This window comes from Vibrio sp. DW001, from assembly GCF_029016285.1.
GTDB lineage: Bacteria > Pseudomonadota > Gammaproteobacteria > Enterobacterales > Vibrionaceae > Vibrio.
The window spans coordinates 580168-597527 of sequence record NZ_CP091975.1; the positions used below are offsets into that span (position 1 = coordinate 580168).

The window sequence follows — 17360 nt, forward strand, 5'->3', positions numbered from 1 at the left end:
CTTGTAGTCGTCCGTTTGTTTGAATACCCATTGTTATGCTTCCAAGCTTTCTAACAGTTGGATTGCATCAATGAGTTGCGATTGAACGGCTTCGAGATAGTCTCGATGCGCAGCAATGACTTTTCCGGCGGTGACGCATTTCAAAAGGACTTTCGCTTCACTCGAATGTGAAAAATCTATGTTGATGCTGTGTAGTGGTGTGTCCATGGTTATTCCTTAATTTAGTGGTTAAACAATGAATTCACGTGATTGCCACATAAAACCAAAGCAAGGTGTTATTTCATGAGTCTTGTAAGCGGCCATTAAGATAGGGTTACCAATACCGCTATAAAAATCAAAAACTCGAATTTCTTCCTTTTTTCCAAGCGAACAAAGCCAAATGTTAAAACTCTCTAATACATGGTTTAACGTATTCTCACTGCTTACCTTTTCGCTAAATTCACCGAGAACTTCCATTGTTGGAGTTATTAACTCAAACGCCTCAATACTTGTAATTACGGGATAATCGCCATTGCTCATGGTGTTCAACTTAATCATGACGTTGATGCTGTGCAGTGGCGTTTTCATTTTTTATATCCAAATAGTCTATAAAGTAATGTATCGAGCTTCTCGTCCATTGAATCCAGTTTGTTTAGGCGCTCTTCTATGGCTTGGAGTCGGCGCACTTCATCACGTGAAATAAGCCGTTGAACGATTTCAGCATTGAGTGAACGCCCGTTTCGATGAGCATCAAACTCTAACTGTGCTTTTATCTCTGGCGGTAATCGAAGTCCGAACGGAGCAATGTTTCGGCTCATGCGTCGCGTTCCATATTTCTAAGCTCATCTATACGTTTTCGGCTACGTGGCGGAATAGGAAGAGTGATTTGATTTGCTGCGACTCTGCGATCAAATTCCAGTTTGTTGATCAGTACTAAACCACCGGATTCTTCTTGCGGAACGGTAGGAATAACACTCTCTATAATCAGCTCTTTAACCTTGGTTCGGCTAATTCCAGACTCTTCGCAGAACTTATTAATTGTCTGAACAGTTGCGGTCATACTTTTAACCCTCTAATATCAGTCGTATGTGGTCGTATTTGGATTTGCGCGGATTTCCGCTCTAAAAATACTTTAAAGCGATTATGCGCCTTAGTCAAACTATTGTACGCATATCCGCGCAAAGTGAATGAGGTTTTTAAGTTATGACGTTGATAATAAAGAATAAAAAAAATCTAAATAATTTTAGCGATAGGCTTAAATTAGCTATTGGCGAGCATACTTATAGATCTTTTGCCGATGTTAGTGGTGTTGCTGCAACAACTTTGCGCGACTATGTAACCGGAAGGAGCTTTCCGACGCTAGACCGTTTAACTGCCATTGCTGATGCCTCGGGGCAATCATTAGAATGGTTGGCCACTGGCGAAATGCCAGATAATCGGATGATTAGCGTTTATCAATATGACTTAATGGTGAGCGCGGGAGACGGGTCGTATATCGACCACGAAAATCCAGTGGCGAAATTTGAATTCAGTGAAGATTGGCTTCGTTCTCAAAGCTTATTCAATAAAGTACTTTCTATCGTTCCAGTGAATGGTGACAGTATGGAGCCCACGCTTTACGACGGGGATTTAATAATCGTTCGTCATAGTGAGTTTGATGACGGTATTTGCGTTATTCGCATCAATGGTCGATTAATGGTGAAACGTATTCAGCATGATTTTGTTGATGATAGCTATGAAATTTCAAGCGACAACCCTCACTATAAATCGAGGACGATAACGAAAGATTTTGACGGAGATTTCTCAGTAGTCGGTCAGGTTGTAAGAGTCCTACAGAGGGTCAGACAAAATGATACAGTCCAGTGAGCAAGGGTTTTATACCACCGATGATCCAAACCGTTTTTTTAATCTTCAAAGAGACGCAAAAAATCACGAAGTAACCTTATCATTGCGCAATGATGAGCTGAACCCTAACAAGGATTATCGCAAACTAGAGGAAATGGTCACGCTTTGGTATCGGCTCCACGGTAAAACACTCCGTGACCATGTTCGACTTAGAAAGCTACTGTATCGAATGTCTGATAAGTTAGGTAACCCGATTGCTAGTGAACTAACGAATGAGCACTTTGCAAGGTATCGAGAGCAGCGAACACAAGAAGTCACAACAACAACTGCTAACCGTGAACATGCGTATCTAAGAGCGATGTTTAACGAACTAAAGCGGCTTGGTGTTGTGGATTATGATAATCCAGTATCAAACATTCGGCAGTTTAAAGAAAGGGAAGGGGAGCTTCGTTTTTTGTCTCATGAAGAGATTGGAAAGCTTTTAGACACCTGTGATCTATCTACTAATAAATCTCTAATCTATGTGGTTAAAATTTGCTTGGCTACTGGCGCTCGTTGGAGTGAGGCCGAGTCTTTGAAAGCGTCTCAAATCGCCAACGGGAAGATCACTTATCTCAATACTAAGTCAGGTAAGAACCGTTCAATTCCTATCAATGACTCGTTATTTAATGAGCTTAAAGCATTGGATAGGTCAGGGGATGAAAGGTTGTTTCTGTCTAGCCTAAGTGCATTTCGTAAAGCGGTACAAAAGGCAAAAATAAGCTTACCAAGGGGGCAAATGTCTCACGTTCTGCGCCATACCTTTGCTAGCCACTTTGTTATGGGTGGGGGAAACATTGTTGTTTTAAAAGACATTCTTGGTCATAGTGAGATTACAACAACAATGCGATACTCGCACCTTGCACCCAGCCATTTGACGGACGCGATTAAATTGAATCCGTTGAATGAGCATCAATAAAAAATCAACAACAGTCAGAGGAAACTTATGAAAGCATTAGATTGGGTCGCTATTTTAGGAGCCTTAGCATGGACACCGCATTTGTTCAGTTTTTTAAAGTCTTATTTTACTAAACCTGAAGTCAGAGTAATTACTGCGAAGGCTCCTGAAATAGGTTTTTCTACTCTTGGTACAATTTTCAATATGAGAGTAGCTTTTGCTGTTAAACATCACGATATTGTCATTTCAAACTTTAATGTTAGGTTGGTTCATGAAAGCGGAGAAGAAAAGCTATTTGAATGGCAAAACCTGAAACAACCTGTAATGAGTGCTCACACTAGCGATGGTTCTATTCCTTATGAACGGGAGACAACTGTTCTCGCAATTAAACTGAATCAAAAAGAAATAGATGAACGCTTTATACAATGTCGAGAACCATCTTTCTTAGATAACAAGATAGCTAAAGAAGACGTTTTTGTAAAAAAATTTGCTTTTGAGAAAGATAAGGAAGGTTTTGATATTATGAACCTTCTACAGGGTCAAGAAGCTAAAGATGTCTATGGTTACATTAAACAAGCTTTCTCATGGAAAACCGGAAAGTACAAAGTAATTGTAGAGTTGGGATCTCAGGAAGCTATCGATCTGATTGATAATGAATATGAGTTTTCTCTTACACCTATTGATATAGATGAAATGGAAAAAAATAAACAATGTATTGAGCAAGAATACATCAATCTACTTGTGCCTAAAGAGCATGAAGCTAGGAAGGATGTGGTTTGGAATTGGCGACATCCTTTACTTATAAAAAGTAAATTAAATCAGACTAATAAACTATTATCGTAAGGAAATAAATGCCAATAAAATTCACCTCAAGACCTTCAGGATTTTGATGTGTGATTTTTCTCCAGCATTTGACTACTTAGGTAGTCAGTCCCAATAGTGTGATAACCAGCCTCTAGGGCTGTGATTAAACCCTCTTTTACGGAGGGTTTTTGTTTATATGCCTTTTGTGAATTATCTGAATATCTACAGCATTATTATGCATTTAAACCCTATAAATAAAAACAGACTATAGAACTTTTTTTGTTCATTTTTTGTTTCCTACGCCCACTTAAGCCCACATACGCCTGATATGAAACTTTATCCTTTCTTAACTAATTGTTTTCATAGTAAGTTAATAGGTTTTCCAAATCCGCGTGTTGGGAGTTCGAATCTCTCCACCCCTGCCATTACAATTGCATATCTATGCAAAAAGAAAGCCCACTCTTCGGAGTGGGCTTTTTGTGTTTTAAATTAATAACAATAAGGTTAGTAGGGATATGTTTTTTATTTGGCGAGGTGCTGGGTGGCTCACACCAGTGATTGTTTTTGGGACATATATTGCTATGGATTTTATTTATAGCAGTTTAAGTATTGATAAATTTTCATCGGCAGCATTTAGCCTGTTTGTTTCTGGCATTTTGTTAGGACTGTTTGGGTATTACGTCAATGTTAAACAAACAAAAAAAAGTAAACCTGAATGTAGCGCTAATATAGTAACTGCCAGTAATTCTAAAGGAAAACCTCTTACTTTCAGATTCTTGACAGGAAGAGCTAATACTCTTTTCTTTGTTCCCATCCAGTATTGGTCTGTGTTCGCTATTGCAATAAGCATCATTAGTTATCGTGCAAACATTAGTGACCAGAAGCTGACAAGTCAGTTTATAACGGTTCCTAAAGTAGGAGATGTTTATATGATTGACTACAAAATCTTTAGTGATGAGTATAAAAGTGAAAACTCTATCAGTGCATGGAAAGTTCACCAGCTTTTAAAAGGTGAGGTTGTTTTTATCACAGGAGATTATGTATATAGATATGCTTCAGATATAGTGGAAGCGATTGATACTGGGAAAATGTTTTCTATAAAAATAAAAGAAGAAGATTTAAGAGTGCTTGATCTCGAAACTATTCAAATGCTCTGGACAAAAAAGGGAATAATAAGAATAAGAAGAGATATAGATAACTCATAGTGTGATCTACAAGATTTTAGTTGCCAGCTTATAGCTGGCTTTTTTGCGTTTGAAGATAAACTTTTGTCACGACCTATCAAAGATAAGCATCTTCCTCTTCCGTTCTGCCTGACTTATAGGCAAGTGACTTAGTTAGTATGAATAGAGTTTCTATTTGAACGGATAGCGCCGTTACCTTACTTTTTAATACGCTCATTTCATCTTTTTTCTCATAACAAGAACTCTCTTGCACAACACTATTATTGAGCACTTGAGTGCTATGATTAGACGTTGCTGAAAGGTGAATTTGAGTGGTACCTAAAGAGGCTGGATTATCCGTTAAAGCTAGGCCACTAGTGATAGCGGCCCTTTGTCTCTCCGGCGCACTATTCTAGTGTTACGCCCAAACGTCTGACCCGAGCTTTTTCAATTTCACATTATCAAATTCCACGGTAGCAGCTTTGCCTAGCTGCTCGACCACATACGCCATGTTCATTGACTCGAAGCTTTCAACACGGTTCTTGCTGTCGTTACGTTTACCGACGGACTTTCTAATCGTGTTGCCTTGAATGTAGATAGACAGGTTGTCGAAACTGGTCACCATAATGCCGCGAGGGGGGAAGTTGGAGACTAAAAATGAAGGTAAACCGCCATAGGTGGAAATCAACTGGCGCATTTCAATCTTCGTTTTTTCGGTTGGGGTATGAGCGTTCTCGGCATATAGCTTGGCTTGGTCAGTGGCAATCAATTCATTGCCAATAATCGCGACTAAGTCATTAGTGGCGGCAAAACGTTCATCAAGCATGGTCTTCACGGTGAGCACCGCTAGGTCTAGGTTCACAAAGTCGCCACCTTCACCAATGCGGATTGCATTCGAGTCTTTGACCACTTCGGTGAGTACGCGTTCAGGTTGATGCTCTCGTAGTGCTTGAATCCATCCTTTGTTAACGTCTTCCCCGTTCGGGTTGGCTTCTATGTCGGTATCGTCTTCCGCTGATTTACCATAAAAAGCCACACGAATTTTGTCTATATCCGCTTGCGCTCGAATCTGACCATTCACCCGTTCTTCAAAATCTTTAAGGTGAGCGAATGAGGACAACTGGTTGTAAGTTAGGTGAGTATCGAAGTTAGTTTGAGAGCAGTAGTAGGGCATCGCGCTCATGTCATGCACTGAGCGGGTCTTACGCTCACCCCCTTTCAATGTGTTGGTGCGTGATGCAATCATACAGCCTACTCCAAGGCCGATAGCCTCACCCATTTGATTATCGACTGTAATGACGTTGATACGTTCTAAAAACTCGTCAGTGAGCTTTACATCATCAATAAGCACTTGGCTTGCTGTTGGGGTCAACGTTAAACATTTCATCGGCTTTGCGGATGTTATAGAGCTTTTGAATGTTGTCTTTGTAAGTGCTGAATTTCTTTTGTACTTCAACTTTCGAACTTAGTCAGCTTCTCTTTAAGTCTAAGTTTGTTCAAAAAATAGCAGTAAACAGAAAGTCTACCATCGTGGTAACACCGCTCACTTCTTAGAATATGAACCAGTGTATATTCGCTTTCAGATTCCAAGTTTATTTGGCTCTAACTATCAGTACAAGTTCTGAATATTATGAGAATTTAGCTCATATATTTAAGGTTTTTAGAAGTTCGATTAATTTTCCTAATGATGTTAAGTGACCTGAAGCTTATCAATTATTATTCGGTAAAACAGATGAAAACCTTGCCAGTTTTAGATCTAAAAGTAATAATAATCAGTAACATAAATTAAAATAAGTGATCTACGATAAATACGGGTTAGAGACGCTATTGAACTATTGTGGAGAACTTGGCAAAGGTATAATCCTCTACGCATAAGAGTCAGGGTATGTTTTTTATATGTATCCATTGACAATCAGGTCCCCGTATATGAGAGTGGTTGAATGAATACAAATTTAGAGCAACATAAAGTACGAATTATCATCATTCCATAGGAATGGTGGGATTTCTGATGCGCTTTTTATTTGTCGAACCCACCCATAAGGTGGGTTTTTTGTCTCTGCCTTATGGGTATTATCTCACTAGGAGCTCATATGAGGAAAATAGCCGTTTTTGGTAAGCCGGGCAGTGGAAAGTCTACGGTAAGTAAATCGTTAGCTTTAGCGACAGGTATACCACTTCATCAGTTAGATTCAATAGTTTATAAGAAAAATGGTGAACGTGTAGATCGCGAAGTATTTGATGAAGCACACGAAAGTATTTTGTGCTCGGAAAGCTGGATCATTGATGGTTTTGGGCCTATAGGCTCATTTAACAAACGTCTGGAGGCGGCGGATACATTAGTTTATATTGATCTCCCGTATTCCGTTAGTTATTGGTTTGTTACTAAGCGCTTTCTCAAGGGACTCTTTATAAAGCCTGAAGGTTGGCCTGATGGAAGTTCAGTACTGAAAGGTACAATGGAAAGCTACAAAGTATTAAGGCTATGCCCAAAGTTCTGGAATGATGACTTTATGTCTAGGTTAAGAGAAAAATCGAATAGCAAAGATGTTCACGTAATCAGAACCGTTACCGAGTTGAACAATTTTGTCTTTCAGCAAACAAAGTGATACGCATATAACAAACATTTTTGGGTATCAAGACTCGTTTACTTATGTGGATGAGTCTAACAAGATTAAGCATCATAACTCGATGTTGTCCAAAAGTGAGTGGAGATTGTTGATTTCAATTAAATGATTCTGTAATTGAAAGGCCTCTAATCTGAAGTGACCCCCAATAGTTGGACGACAATTATTGGGGGTCTTTTTATGTCCAAATATAGTAGAGAATTGAAGTGTCATATTGCCAAGCAATGCTTAGACGGGACTTCATCTCGCGATTTATCTCAACAGTACTCAATACCTTCAAATCAGATCAGGTATTGGTCTCAAGTTTTTGCGATCCACCATGTGGAGGCATTTTTACCAACGAATCATGTTGATAATGCGCAAACAAAATTGCAAGCACTTCATTTAATGTGGACGAACAACTGGTCTTTCAATCACTCTAGTGCCATGTTAAACCTCTCTACCCCAGGAACATTATTTGTTTGGTTCAAAAAATATAATGAACATGGTATTAAGGGACTAGAGACTCATGCTAGAGGAAGACAGCCCGTGAAACAGCCACACCAAAGTAAGCCCAAGTCAGATGATGAAATGACTCTAGCGGAATTAAAAGAAGAATTGGCTTACTTACGTGCAGAGAATGCTGTCCTAAAAAAGTTGGAAGAGTTAGAGCAGGAAAAGCTCCGTCGAACAAAGAAAAAACGGTAGCGGCTTTAACTCTCAGAGACAAACACCCTTTAAAATATTTACTCAAAGCCCTTAAGCTTGCGAGGAGCGTCTTCTATTACCAAGCTCAAGTTAGCAAGCAGCCCGAGAGCTACAGGCATGAACTAGATATGATTAAATCTATCTATCATGAACATAAAGGACGATACGGTTATCGCCGTATCCACCTAGAATTAAGACGACAAGGTATAGAGCTCAATCACAAGACGGTACAACGACTTATGAGCCAACTTGGTTTGAAATCTATAGTTAGACCGAAGAAGTATAGTTCTTATAAAGGAAATGTTGGGACAACCGCTCCCAACATACTTGAGAGAGATTTTACTGCCACAAAACCGGATGAAAAGTGGGTAACAGATGTAACTGAGTTCAAAGTCAACGAGCAAAAGGTATACTTGTCACCAATCGTTGACTTATTTACACAAGAAATCATCGCTTATAAAGTGGCTAAGAACTCACGTTTACCACTTGTGATCGATATGCTTACGGATGCAATATCAGTGTTAGATGGAGAGTCAAAGCCAATCATACATAGTGATCAAGGTTGGCAATATCGTCATCAGGCTTATCAAAAGTCGCTCGTGGATAATGGGTTGACGCAGAGCATGTCAAGAAAAGGCAATTGCCTAGATAACGCGGTAGCAGAAAACTTTTTTGGCTTACTAAAAACTGAAATGTATCATAATCAGCGCTTTGAAAATGCAGATGATTTAATAGAACACATCAAAGAATATATCGATTATTACAATCACAAACGAATTAAAGTAAAACTAAAAGGCCTGACTCCAATAGAATATCGAAATCAGGCCTTGCAAGCCGCTTAACAGAAATGTCCAACTTTATGGGGTCACTTCAATCTAGCGGCCTTTTGTTTATTTGAAGCCCTTACTATCGAACTCTGTCTCTATTATGCTGTTTTCTCGCCAACCTTGAAGAATGACAGTTCATCGTTTAATTCTTCGGTTAGCTCATTTATCGCTTGATTGGCGCGATTAGTGTCCTCGATACCATTAAGATTACTTTGAACAAGGTTGCTGATATCCTCTAATTGATTTGAAATATCTAACGTTACCGCGCTCTGTTCTTCTGCGGCTGTAGCCACTATTGAATTCACCTCGGAAATGGCCAAGACTCTGTCGGATACATGTTTAAAAGACTCGGTTAATTCAGCCGTCGTTATTTGTGTAATGGCCGTTAACTCAACATTTTTTGTCATCGATTCATCAGCTTGCTTAGATTGGTCTTGAAGCAAAGAAACAATAGCTTGTATATCAACCGTAGACTTCTGAGTTTTGCCTGCTAGAGCTCTCACTTCATCAGCAACTACAGCAAACCCTCGTCCTTGTTCACCGGCCCTTGCCGCTTCTATCGCCGCATTCAAAGCCAATAAATTGGTCTGCTCTGAAATACTATTTATAACATCGACAACAGAACTGATTTTTTCCGAATGCTCTCTTAACGTATTCACTATCTTCTGGGCGTCATGGACTGATTCATTCACTTCTTTCGTCGTGTGGTTTGATTTCATTAAAACGTCTTGGCTTGATAAAATGATCTCTGTCGCGTCAGATACCGCTTCTTCTGCACGAGCGGCATTTAAAGCCACATCACTCGCCGTCGATGATAATTCGGTAGCGGCAGTCGCGACTTGTTCTACAGAAGACATTTCTTCAAGTGAATTGACTCTGTTTTTATCGATTGAGGACGCTATTTCTTCCTGTTTTGTCGAGAGCGATTTCATTTTATTTTGACTCTCAAACGTAACCAAAGACAGTTTTTCAGACAACTTAAACAATGATTCAGCAATCAAGTCCAACTCATTATTTGCCACTTTAATCTGAAGTTGATAAAGGTGTCCTTCAGATAATTCTTTAAGCCATTGGAGGAGAATAGGTAGGTTTTTTAACTCTCTTCGGACCAGAAAGACCGATAAAAAAGACAGAAGGAATGCCGAAAGTACCAAAAATAGCCACCCTAAAGTGTTCGAGTTATCTAAAGCTAATTTGGACTGCTGAAGTTCAACGTTAACCTCGTTTAGCTGGAGTGCGATCAGTTGAGATAAGACTTCTCCTAAATCATCTATCAGAAAGTACATTTTTTTTATTAGAACAAAATCATCAATTTCTTTGGACTCATACTCATCAATAATGATTGGTAATTGATAATGTAACTCGTGAATTTTCCCGTCCAGTATCAAAGCCAACCTTTCTTCTTCCTTGGTGAGTTTGGTCTCCATGTATGAATCAAATATGCCTTTCGCTTCATCTAAAGAACTTTGGACGCCTGATTTGAACTCCTGATATGACATCAACCCAACGTGCTTTTTATTCGCGGCGTCAATGATATTGACAGCGTATAAATCTGATATTTTTTTCAAACTAGATAACGGAATAACCCTATCTTCATAAACAGAGTTGAAACTCTGCATAACCTCATTTGCGGTTAGTCGATTATTAAAATTCATAGCCAACATGACTAAACTGAACAAAACTGGAATGATCAAAAGTTTCGAAGATATAGATTTCAAATGTAACCCCTTAACATAAACGTTTGAGATTGTTGCTTTATGTTGGTAAATGATAATGAATATCGATATACGCTAACTTCATTATTGGTAATAGTATCAATAATTGCAATGTAATAGATGACAGAAATTATCCGTTCATCTTGGTTCACGAATTGTTGCAAACTCGCACTGATTATCTTGTTCTCACTTAAATATATGGATTTTCAAAATATCTTCAGAGCTTCGCTATTCCGGTTAAAGTTTAGGTTTGGGCTGTGTACCTATAAGTGTAAAAAGGCGATGTATGGATTTATATATCAACAGATATAGCCTTTACTTTCGTTATAAAACATTGATCTTTAGGACGGTAAAGGGAGGTGAAATTTACCTGATAAATAAGGTAACCTTTCTACGTCTACCATAATTAAAGGTTTTATCAGAACTGCTGAAGAGTTCTTGAGCGGTAATGTAAAAAATACTTCGTGTTTATAAAGTGTTTGCTCTATTCGAAAAGTGTTTTGTGGAATGCATATCACTTTTGACACAGTGCTCATGTATACTGGTGAAATTACTTACTAATACTAATTGACGCATGCAATGCAAAGATAAGTTACTTACGCGGTATTATACGGTTTTGGATTCGCTTCCTGATCACGTATTTATTTTCTCCGAATCAGGCATCTATATCGATGTTTACGGTGGGGAAGATAATAGAACGGGTTTCGATTGTAAGCCATTTATAGGTCGCTCTTTGTATGATGTTGCCCCTCCAGAGATGGCCACTCAGTTTCATTCCAATATTCGTCGCGCATTAGATGAAAATGCAACGCAGTTTGTTCAATACCACTTTGCTAATCAAGATATGATTATGCTCCCTAATGATGTAACCCCTCCCAAAGATTTATGGTTTGAAGGCACGATTAAACCATTACCTATCACTGAAAATGGTGAAAGAACCGTCGTATGGATGGCTCGAAATATCACGCATCGTTATTATTTAGAGGAACGATTAAAAAAGTTATCTGAAACCGATGAATTGACAGGTATTTTAAATAGAAGAGCCTTCATGTCTCACCTTGCCGAAGAACTTAAAAGGTATCATCGCTATCAAACGAATGTGACGTTATTGATGCTGGATATTGATCGATTCAAGAATGTGAATGATCAATTGGGTCATCAGTCTGGGGATGAAGTAATAAAACATATCGTGAATTTGTGCCAATTGGGAATTCGAGAGGTCGATTGTTTAGGTCGAATTGGAGGAGAAGAATTTGCTATTGTCTTAGGACATACTGAAATGGATAGAGCGGTCGATATTGCCGAGAGAATCAGAAAGTCAGTGTCATCTTGTCCGTGTGAGATCGATGGTTACATGGTTAATGTAACGGTGAGTATCGGTATTTCTCAGTTGATAAACACAGACGATAATATTAAGTTTATTTTGTCGAGAGCAGATAAAGCGATGTATTACTCAAAAGCTGATGGTAGAAATAAAGTCACGGTTTATAGGGACAATTTAAGCGACCTCTCATAACCTCCTTCATCATTTTTCTATTCGTTGTATGCATTTACTAAGTGTACATCTGACCCCTTTTAATATGTACACGTTAGTCCGGTCAATTTAACGGCCCTAGATGTTATAAAAAGCACTCACCTTCACAAATTTGAATTCGATTCGCGTGTCGCGAATACCCATCGTTCACTTAACAAAAAGTTGCTTGCCATACCGGCCAACACGCCGAGGGTAAGGGCGATATAAACACTCAGAAAATAACTGTTAATCAGGCTCATAACGAGCTTGAAAACTAAAAAATTAGGTATTGCAGAAAAGCAAGCGACAGAAATAAATCTTTGCCACTGTATAAGCTTGTTGCTTGTACATTGGCTAGAAAATGTAAAGAGTCGATTACCTAACCATGTTGTGGTGGCAGCAACGATAAATGCGAACAGTCTAGCAACCATCATGTCGAGCTCAAGTATTTGGTACAGTAAGATAAATACCAAGGTGTCGACGACAAAACCGACACCACCAACGAAGGCAAACTTCAATAATTTAGTTGCGTCCATAACTGACCTGACAGTGGTAGAGTGTGCGCTTTGAATTTGCAATGAAATCGGTACTGCAACTCAGGTTTTCCTTAGCCATTAACGGTTCTACGCTATTTGCGTTACCAATGAGATAATAGTTGTTAAGTCCAGTCAACATCTCAATAGAGTCGAGCTGTTTAGCTTTACCATTACTGTAGAACTGTCCAGAAAATGGGCGTTTGCTGACGTAGAATACAGGGGAATCAGTCGAAATCTGATTGAAAATAACACGGTCACTTTTTTCATCGGCCTTTCCCAAGTTCAGGACCAGCATCGCGACCATTAATAGAACGGGCAATACAGCCGCTATTCCTGAAAGCCACCTGAAATCCTTATCAGTAACCAGTGATGCGACTAATAACCCTAACGCAGGTACGCCTGGCAGTATGTAGGCAGGTAGAATATTGCCTGCCATGGTAAATAAAATGAGAGGGGACAATAACCATAAGAACAGAAAGCTGGTTAATCCTTTGTGAGAAGCATGTATTGGGCTTTCGTTCTTTCGACGAACCCAGAGTAAAATGGGTAATACTACTGACCATGGGAGTGCAGATTCTAGCCAGAATAGCCAGATCATGCCTCTTGGTTGATCATGGGCAGAGCCGTATAAATCGCCTTCCCATCCACTGACGAAGAAACGCTTAAAGTGCTCACCGACAATAAAGTAGTCGATAAAACCAGGGGTGGCGAGTTCCGCCAAAAAATACCATGGAAGCGCAATAGCAAGCATAAGCACGATGCCTGTTACCAATGGAAAACGACGTTTAAACTCGATAAACGCCCCAATGAATCCATGCTGTAAAACTAACCAAGGGAATACCGCGATACCGGTAATGACTATTGCTACGGGTCCTTTGGCTAATAAGCCACACGCAAGGCCGACAAAAAATAGATATCCCCACGTTTTTGCTTTATCTGATTGATCTAACCAGCAGTAGTAAAACCCTAACATGGTCATTGTCATGGAAAGAGTTAGTGCCATATCGGTCATTACCGCGCCAGCCGCAATCGAAAAAATGCCACAGGTTGCAAGAACCGTCGCGGCAACCAACGCATTTAAACCGGATTTTTTAGCAAACAAGGCAATTAAGCTAACTGTGAATAAGCCTGCTAACCAGTGCGGGAAACGCACTGCAAATTCGCTTAATCCGAACACGTTTATCCCAACGGCGCTCATCCAAGTGAAAAGGGGTGGTTTTCCCCAAAATGGCACACCATAGTCAAACTGAGGAGTAAGCCAGTTTCCAGTCTCCACCATAAGCCGGGCCATTTCGCCATAGCGCGCTTCAGTGGTGTCCATTAATGGGTAAGTTGAAAGGGATATTAAGCGTAATAACATCGCAAAACCCAGCATTAGCCATAAGTGATTTTTATTGATATTCACGCGGTATGTCCTAGTTTAACGGTTTGTTTACTTGCAGGTTGTTCATGAATGGATTGAATTAAATAGAGTGGTCGTTGCTTAGTTTCGATGAAGATCCTACCAATGTATTCACCCATCAAGCCGATACAAAGTAGTTGAATACCGCCAAGTGCCAATTGGATCACCATAATTGATGGGTAGCCCGAAACAGGGTCGCCAAGAAAAACGGTTTTAATGACAATGAATGATCCATAAATAAAGGCCGCTATTGCGGTTAACGCTCCAATAATGGTGGCAATGCGTAACGGGCGAATGGAAAAAGAAGTAATACCATCTACCGCTAGTCCCAGCAGTTTAAGGTAGTTCCACTTAGTTTCACCACAAAAGCGCGCATCGCGCTGGAACGTCATCGTGGTCTGTCTAAATCCGGGCCAAGAAAAAAGGCCCTTCATGTAACGGTTACGTTCGGGAAGTTGATTGATATGATTAACTACTTCACGGCTTAACAATCGGAAGTCGCCTACGTTTTCAGGTACTTCTAGCTTTGCAATACTATTGAGTAATTTATAGAAACAAGCCGCAGAGAAGCGTTTAAACCAGCTTTCACCTAAGCGATCGCTACGTTGCATGTTAACGACATCATTACCTTCTCGCCATTTGGCTAATAAGTCTGGAATGAGCTCTGGAGGATCCTGCAAATCGGAATCTATTAAGATAATAGCTTCGCCCTTACAGTGTTTTAATCCTGCGCTCATGGCTGACTCTTTCCCAAAATTACGACTGAGTGAGATACAGCGTATCAAACTCGAAGAGAGGGAAAAGGATTCAACTAAAGCTTGGCTTTTATCTGTACTACCATCATCGATATAGACAATCTCACTCACAATGGGTATCTCATCCAACGTGGCGGTTAAGCGGCGATGAAACTCAGGTAACACATCTTGTTCATTATAGAATGGTACGATAACAGACAGTGTAATATGGTCATCTGAATGACGCTTAGGGCTGGTTCGTTTTATGGTATGGATAGAATGCGCGGTCATAATTAACTACTCTATAATAAACAACAGAGTGCAATTTAAAGGAAGTGATGTGAAAGAGATGTCGTCGACATATTTTCCACATCAAATAAGCGATCCTTTCTTGAAGGGAACAAGGCGAATTAAGATGAAAAGAGTGTTACTGGTTGAGGATAATCGTGAAATTGCAGGCATGCTATTTGACTATTTTGAAAGCATGAATATGGAACTGGACTACGCTGACAATGGTGCATTGGGTTTAAAACTTGCTTTGGAGAATGATTTCGACATTATTTTACTCGATTTAATGTTGCCTCGTATGGATGGATTAGCCGTTTGTAATAAGCTTCGAGAAAGTGGAAAAAACACCCCAATTTTAATGCTCACCGCGTTAGATAGCAGAGATGACCAGTTAAAAGGTTTTAAATACGGTGCGGATGATTATTTAACGAAACCATTTGATCTTGATATTTTACATGCACGAATGGAGGCTTTGTTAAGACGGTATAAGGGAAAGGTAGCAAGCAGCAAGCTTACATTTGGTGAAATTACTATTGATCAAAAAACTCGTCGAGCTTACCGTCGAGACAAACTTTTGGCACTCAATCCAACCACCTATACCATTTTAGAATTGCTCTGTTTAAAAGCTCCGGATGTCGTGACACGTAACCAGATTGCTTACCAACTTTGGCAGGAAGATGAACCGAATAACGATGTCTTGCGTAGCCATATTTATCAACTTAGAAATCAATTAGATAAACCATTTGAATCTGCACTTCTGATCACCGTACCTAAGATTGGTTTTAGGTTGGAGAGTGGAGAATGAAGAAGCCGCTTTTTATCAGTACCAAAAGCATGACAGGACGACTTGCGATGTTTTTTATCGGCGTCTCTATCATGGTGGGTATTTTTTGCTATGCCATTTTTAGTGTGGCATTGGATTGGTCAGAAGACCGAGTGGGTGAAAGACGAATATTATTCGATAGAGATCAAGCGATAGAACGATTTTTAGCTGGGGAAAAAGGGAAAATAAGACTGGATATTCTTACCGTTGCTTACAATGACCTCTCTTTGATCCCAGAGGTTCTTGCACAATATATCCAGGGTGAGAGCTACTATTTAGGTGAGACAGAATCTCGTATGCTTTATTTAGGAGAGTATACCGATGGTGGGGTCTCGTTTCCTATCCTTCTAGAATCAGAAATAGATCGGGTTGAATTTAGTGTAGAGGAGCGTGTTTATGCCATTGCCACGGTTATATCTTTGATCGCTTTAATGATGTTCTCCTTTGGTGCACTGCTTTACAAACTTTCTCAACGACTGATTGAGCCAATTAACGAGTTAACACAACAACTGGAAAAGAGTCGAGGCGAATTCAGTCAGGAATTTGAGGTACCAGATAGCGCTGCAATTGAATTTCAAACGTTAACCGATGAACTTAATAGCTATCGTTCGGAAATCAAGTCCCTAATTAAAAGAGAACAAGCATTCGCCCGATATGCAAGCCATGAACTGAGAACCCCACTCACGGTGATGCAAGGGTCTACAAAGCTGTTGTTTCGTAGTGAAAAGAATGAATTTCAAGAAAGGCAGATCACCCGCATTAGCGATGCCACCTATCAGATGAGCACCATGGTTGATGCACTACTCAGCTTGGTGCGTTATGAAAGAAGTAAAGACGATGCGCCCGTACGCCGTTTAAAGGCGAGCGAAATTCAAAAAATAGTAGAACAAAATCGCGCTCAAGCGATGGATAAAAAGTTAGATTTCGAACTGGATATTAAAGATGGCCCTCGAGTTCAAGCCAGTGAAGCGGTGCTTAATATGGTGGTCGGAAACCTGATTAGAAACGCCATTGCCGCGACGAACAAAGGCAAGATTAGTATAGAGATGACACCAGAAAGTTTGTTTGTTCGAGATGAAGGTAACGGGTTAACAGAAACCTATGACGAAAATGGGCACGGAATGGGGTTGCTTATCGTTGATCACCTTTGTCGCCGTTTCTCATGGGGTTTTGTATTAGAGAATCTTGCTGATGGTGGGTGTGAAGCAAAGATTACTTTCTAGTTAAACTAAACCCTGTATAACAACAAATTTTTCTAAAAGTGCTTCTTCACTTTCTATGTGCTTAGGATCAGTGATAATGCATTTAGTGATAGGGCAAACAGATTGACAGGTTGGTACGTCGTAGTGGCCTTTACATTCAGTGCAGAGATCAGGGTCAATCTCATAGATTTCGTCCCCCATTGAGATTGCCGAGTTAGGACATTCTGGTTCACACATGTCGCAGTTTATACAGGTGTCTTGAATTAGCAGAGCCATGAAAT

20 protein-coding genes are annotated in these 17360 nt (G+C 39.8%); 10 read left to right on the forward strand and 10 right to left on the reverse strand.

Annotation, left to right across the window (positions count from 1 at the left end; translation table 11 throughout):
- Positions 1-33: 33 nt before the first annotated feature.
- The 4 genes from L3V77_RS02810 to L3V77_RS02825 are packed head-to-tail and all read right to left on the reverse strand — an operon-like array spanning position 34 to position 1039.
- The gene (locus L3V77_RS02810; protein WP_275135632.1) at positions 34-207 is read right to left on the reverse strand and encodes a hypothetical protein; all 174 of its coding nucleotides are present in this window, start codon (positions 205-207) and stop codon (positions 34-36) included.
- A gap of 21 nt (positions 208-228) precedes the next feature.
- Complete coding sequence (locus L3V77_RS02815; RefSeq protein WP_275135633.1) at positions 229-567, reverse strand: hypothetical protein; 339 nt, start codon at positions 565-567, stop codon at positions 229-231.
- Entirely contained in the window at positions 564-797 is a 234-nt protein-coding gene (locus tag L3V77_RS02820; RefSeq protein ID WP_275135634.1) for an Arc family DNA-binding protein, read from the reverse strand. Before L3V77_RS02820 ends, L3V77_RS02815 begins: the two co-directional genes overlap by 4 nt.
- Complete coding sequence (locus L3V77_RS02825) at positions 794-1039, reverse strand: hypothetical protein (RefSeq protein ID WP_275135635.1); 246 nt, start codon at positions 1037-1039, stop codon at positions 794-796. Before L3V77_RS02825 ends, L3V77_RS02820 begins: the two co-directional genes overlap by 4 nt.
- A 143-nt stretch (positions 1040-1182) precedes the next feature.
- On the opposite strand from L3V77_RS02825, the gene L3V77_RS02830 reads away from it, so the two are divergent.
- The 4 genes from L3V77_RS02830 (at position 1183) to L3V77_RS02845 (ending at position 4770) form a co-directional block, all read left to right on the forward strand.
- Positions 1183-1845: an XRE family transcriptional regulator gene (locus L3V77_RS02830; RefSeq protein WP_275135636.1), complete on the forward strand. Its 663-nt coding sequence runs from the start codon at positions 1183-1185 to the stop codon at positions 1843-1845.
- Entirely contained in the window at positions 1829-2782 is a 954-nt protein-coding gene (locus L3V77_RS02835) for a tyrosine-type recombinase/integrase (protein WP_275135637.1), read from the forward strand. The genes L3V77_RS02830 and L3V77_RS02835 overlap by 17 nt, the downstream gene beginning before the upstream one ends.
- A gap of 27 nt (positions 2783-2809) precedes the next feature.
- Positions 2810-3604, forward strand: coding sequence for a hypothetical protein (locus tag L3V77_RS02840; RefSeq protein ID WP_275135638.1), 795 nt, complete (start codon positions 2810-2812; stop codon positions 3602-3604).
- A 476-nt stretch (positions 3605-4080) separates the two neighbouring features.
- Positions 4081-4770 carry a hypothetical protein gene (locus tag L3V77_RS02845; protein WP_275135639.1) on the forward strand — a complete coding sequence of 230 codons (690 nt, stop codon included), beginning with the start codon at positions 4081-4083 and terminating at the stop codon, positions 4768-4770.
- 376 nt (positions 4771-5146) lie between these two features.
- On the opposite strand, the gene L3V77_RS02850 is transcribed toward L3V77_RS02845, so the two are convergent.
- Positions 5147-6115 (reverse strand): P2 family phage major capsid protein, encoded by a 969-nt coding sequence (locus L3V77_RS02850; RefSeq protein ID WP_275135640.1) that lies wholly within the window; start codon positions 6113-6115, stop codon positions 5147-5149.
- A gap of 703 nt (positions 6116-6818) precedes the next feature.
- Between L3V77_RS02850 and L3V77_RS02855 the strand changes: the two genes are divergently transcribed.
- The 3 genes from L3V77_RS02855 to L3V77_RS02865 all read left to right on the forward strand — a co-directional run bounded on the left by L3V77_RS02855 (position 6819) and on the right by L3V77_RS02865 (position 8881).
- Positions 6819-7334, forward strand: a complete 516-nt coding sequence (locus L3V77_RS02855; RefSeq protein ID WP_275135641.1) for an adenylate kinase — start codon at positions 6819-6821, stop codon at positions 7332-7334.
- A 198-nt stretch (positions 7335-7532) separates the two neighbouring features.
- Positions 7533-8039, forward strand: coding sequence for a helix-turn-helix domain-containing protein (locus L3V77_RS02860; RefSeq protein WP_275135642.1), 507 nt, complete (start codon positions 7533-7535; stop codon positions 8037-8039).
- A complete protein-coding gene (locus L3V77_RS02865; RefSeq protein WP_275136678.1) occupies positions 7949-8881 on the forward strand; it encodes an IS3 family transposase in 933 nt (310 codons plus the stop codon). Before L3V77_RS02860 ends, L3V77_RS02865 begins: the two co-directional genes overlap by 91 nt.
- 83 nt (positions 8882-8964) lie before the next feature.
- Here the strand turns inward: L3V77_RS02865 and L3V77_RS02870 are convergent, their stop codons facing one another.
- Positions 8965-10584, reverse strand: coding sequence for a methyl-accepting chemotaxis protein (locus L3V77_RS02870; protein ID WP_275135643.1), 1620 nt, complete (start codon positions 10582-10584; stop codon positions 8965-8967).
- A gap of 571 nt (positions 10585-11155) precedes the next feature.
- Between L3V77_RS02870 and L3V77_RS02875 the strand changes: the two genes are divergently transcribed.
- Complete coding sequence (locus L3V77_RS02875) at positions 11156-12097, forward strand: GGDEF domain-containing protein (RefSeq protein ID WP_275135644.1); 942 nt, start codon at positions 11156-11158, stop codon at positions 12095-12097.
- 122 nt (positions 12098-12219) lie between these two features.
- Here the strand turns inward: L3V77_RS02875 and L3V77_RS02880 are convergent, their stop codons facing one another.
- The 3 genes from L3V77_RS02880 to L3V77_RS02890 are packed head-to-tail and all read right to left on the reverse strand — an operon-like array spanning position 12220 to position 15057.
- Positions 12220-12630 carry a GtrA family protein gene (locus L3V77_RS02880; protein ID WP_275135645.1) on the reverse strand — a complete coding sequence of 137 codons (411 nt, stop codon included), beginning with the start codon at positions 12628-12630 and terminating at the stop codon, positions 12220-12222.
- Positions 12617-14035 carry a glycosyltransferase family 39 protein gene (locus tag L3V77_RS02885; RefSeq protein WP_275135646.1) on the reverse strand — a complete coding sequence of 473 codons (1419 nt, stop codon included), beginning with the start codon at positions 14033-14035 and terminating at the stop codon, positions 12617-12619. Before L3V77_RS02885 ends, L3V77_RS02880 begins: the two co-directional genes overlap by 14 nt.
- A complete protein-coding gene (locus L3V77_RS02890; protein ID WP_275135647.1) occupies positions 14032-15057 on the reverse strand; it encodes a glycosyltransferase family 2 protein in 1026 nt (341 codons plus the stop codon). Before L3V77_RS02890 ends, L3V77_RS02885 begins: the two co-directional genes overlap by 4 nt.
- Positions 15058-15181: 124 nt before the next feature.
- On the opposite strand from L3V77_RS02890, the gene L3V77_RS02895 reads away from it, so the two are divergent.
- The gene (locus tag L3V77_RS02895) at positions 15182-15859 is read left to right on the forward strand and encodes a response regulator transcription factor (RefSeq protein WP_275135648.1); all 678 of its coding nucleotides are present in this window, start codon (positions 15182-15184) and stop codon (positions 15857-15859) included.
- Positions 15856-17100, forward strand: coding sequence for a HAMP domain-containing sensor histidine kinase (locus L3V77_RS02900; RefSeq protein WP_275135649.1), 1245 nt, complete (start codon positions 15856-15858; stop codon positions 17098-17100). The genes L3V77_RS02895 and L3V77_RS02900 overlap by 4 nt, the downstream gene beginning before the upstream one ends.
- Here L3V77_RS02900 and L3V77_RS02905 read toward each other — a convergent pair whose 3' ends face one another.
- Positions 17101-17355, reverse strand: a complete 255-nt coding sequence (locus L3V77_RS02905; protein ID WP_275135650.1) for a YfhL family 4Fe-4S dicluster ferredoxin — start codon at positions 17353-17355, stop codon at positions 17101-17103.
- Positions 17356-17360: the final 5 nt, after the last annotated feature.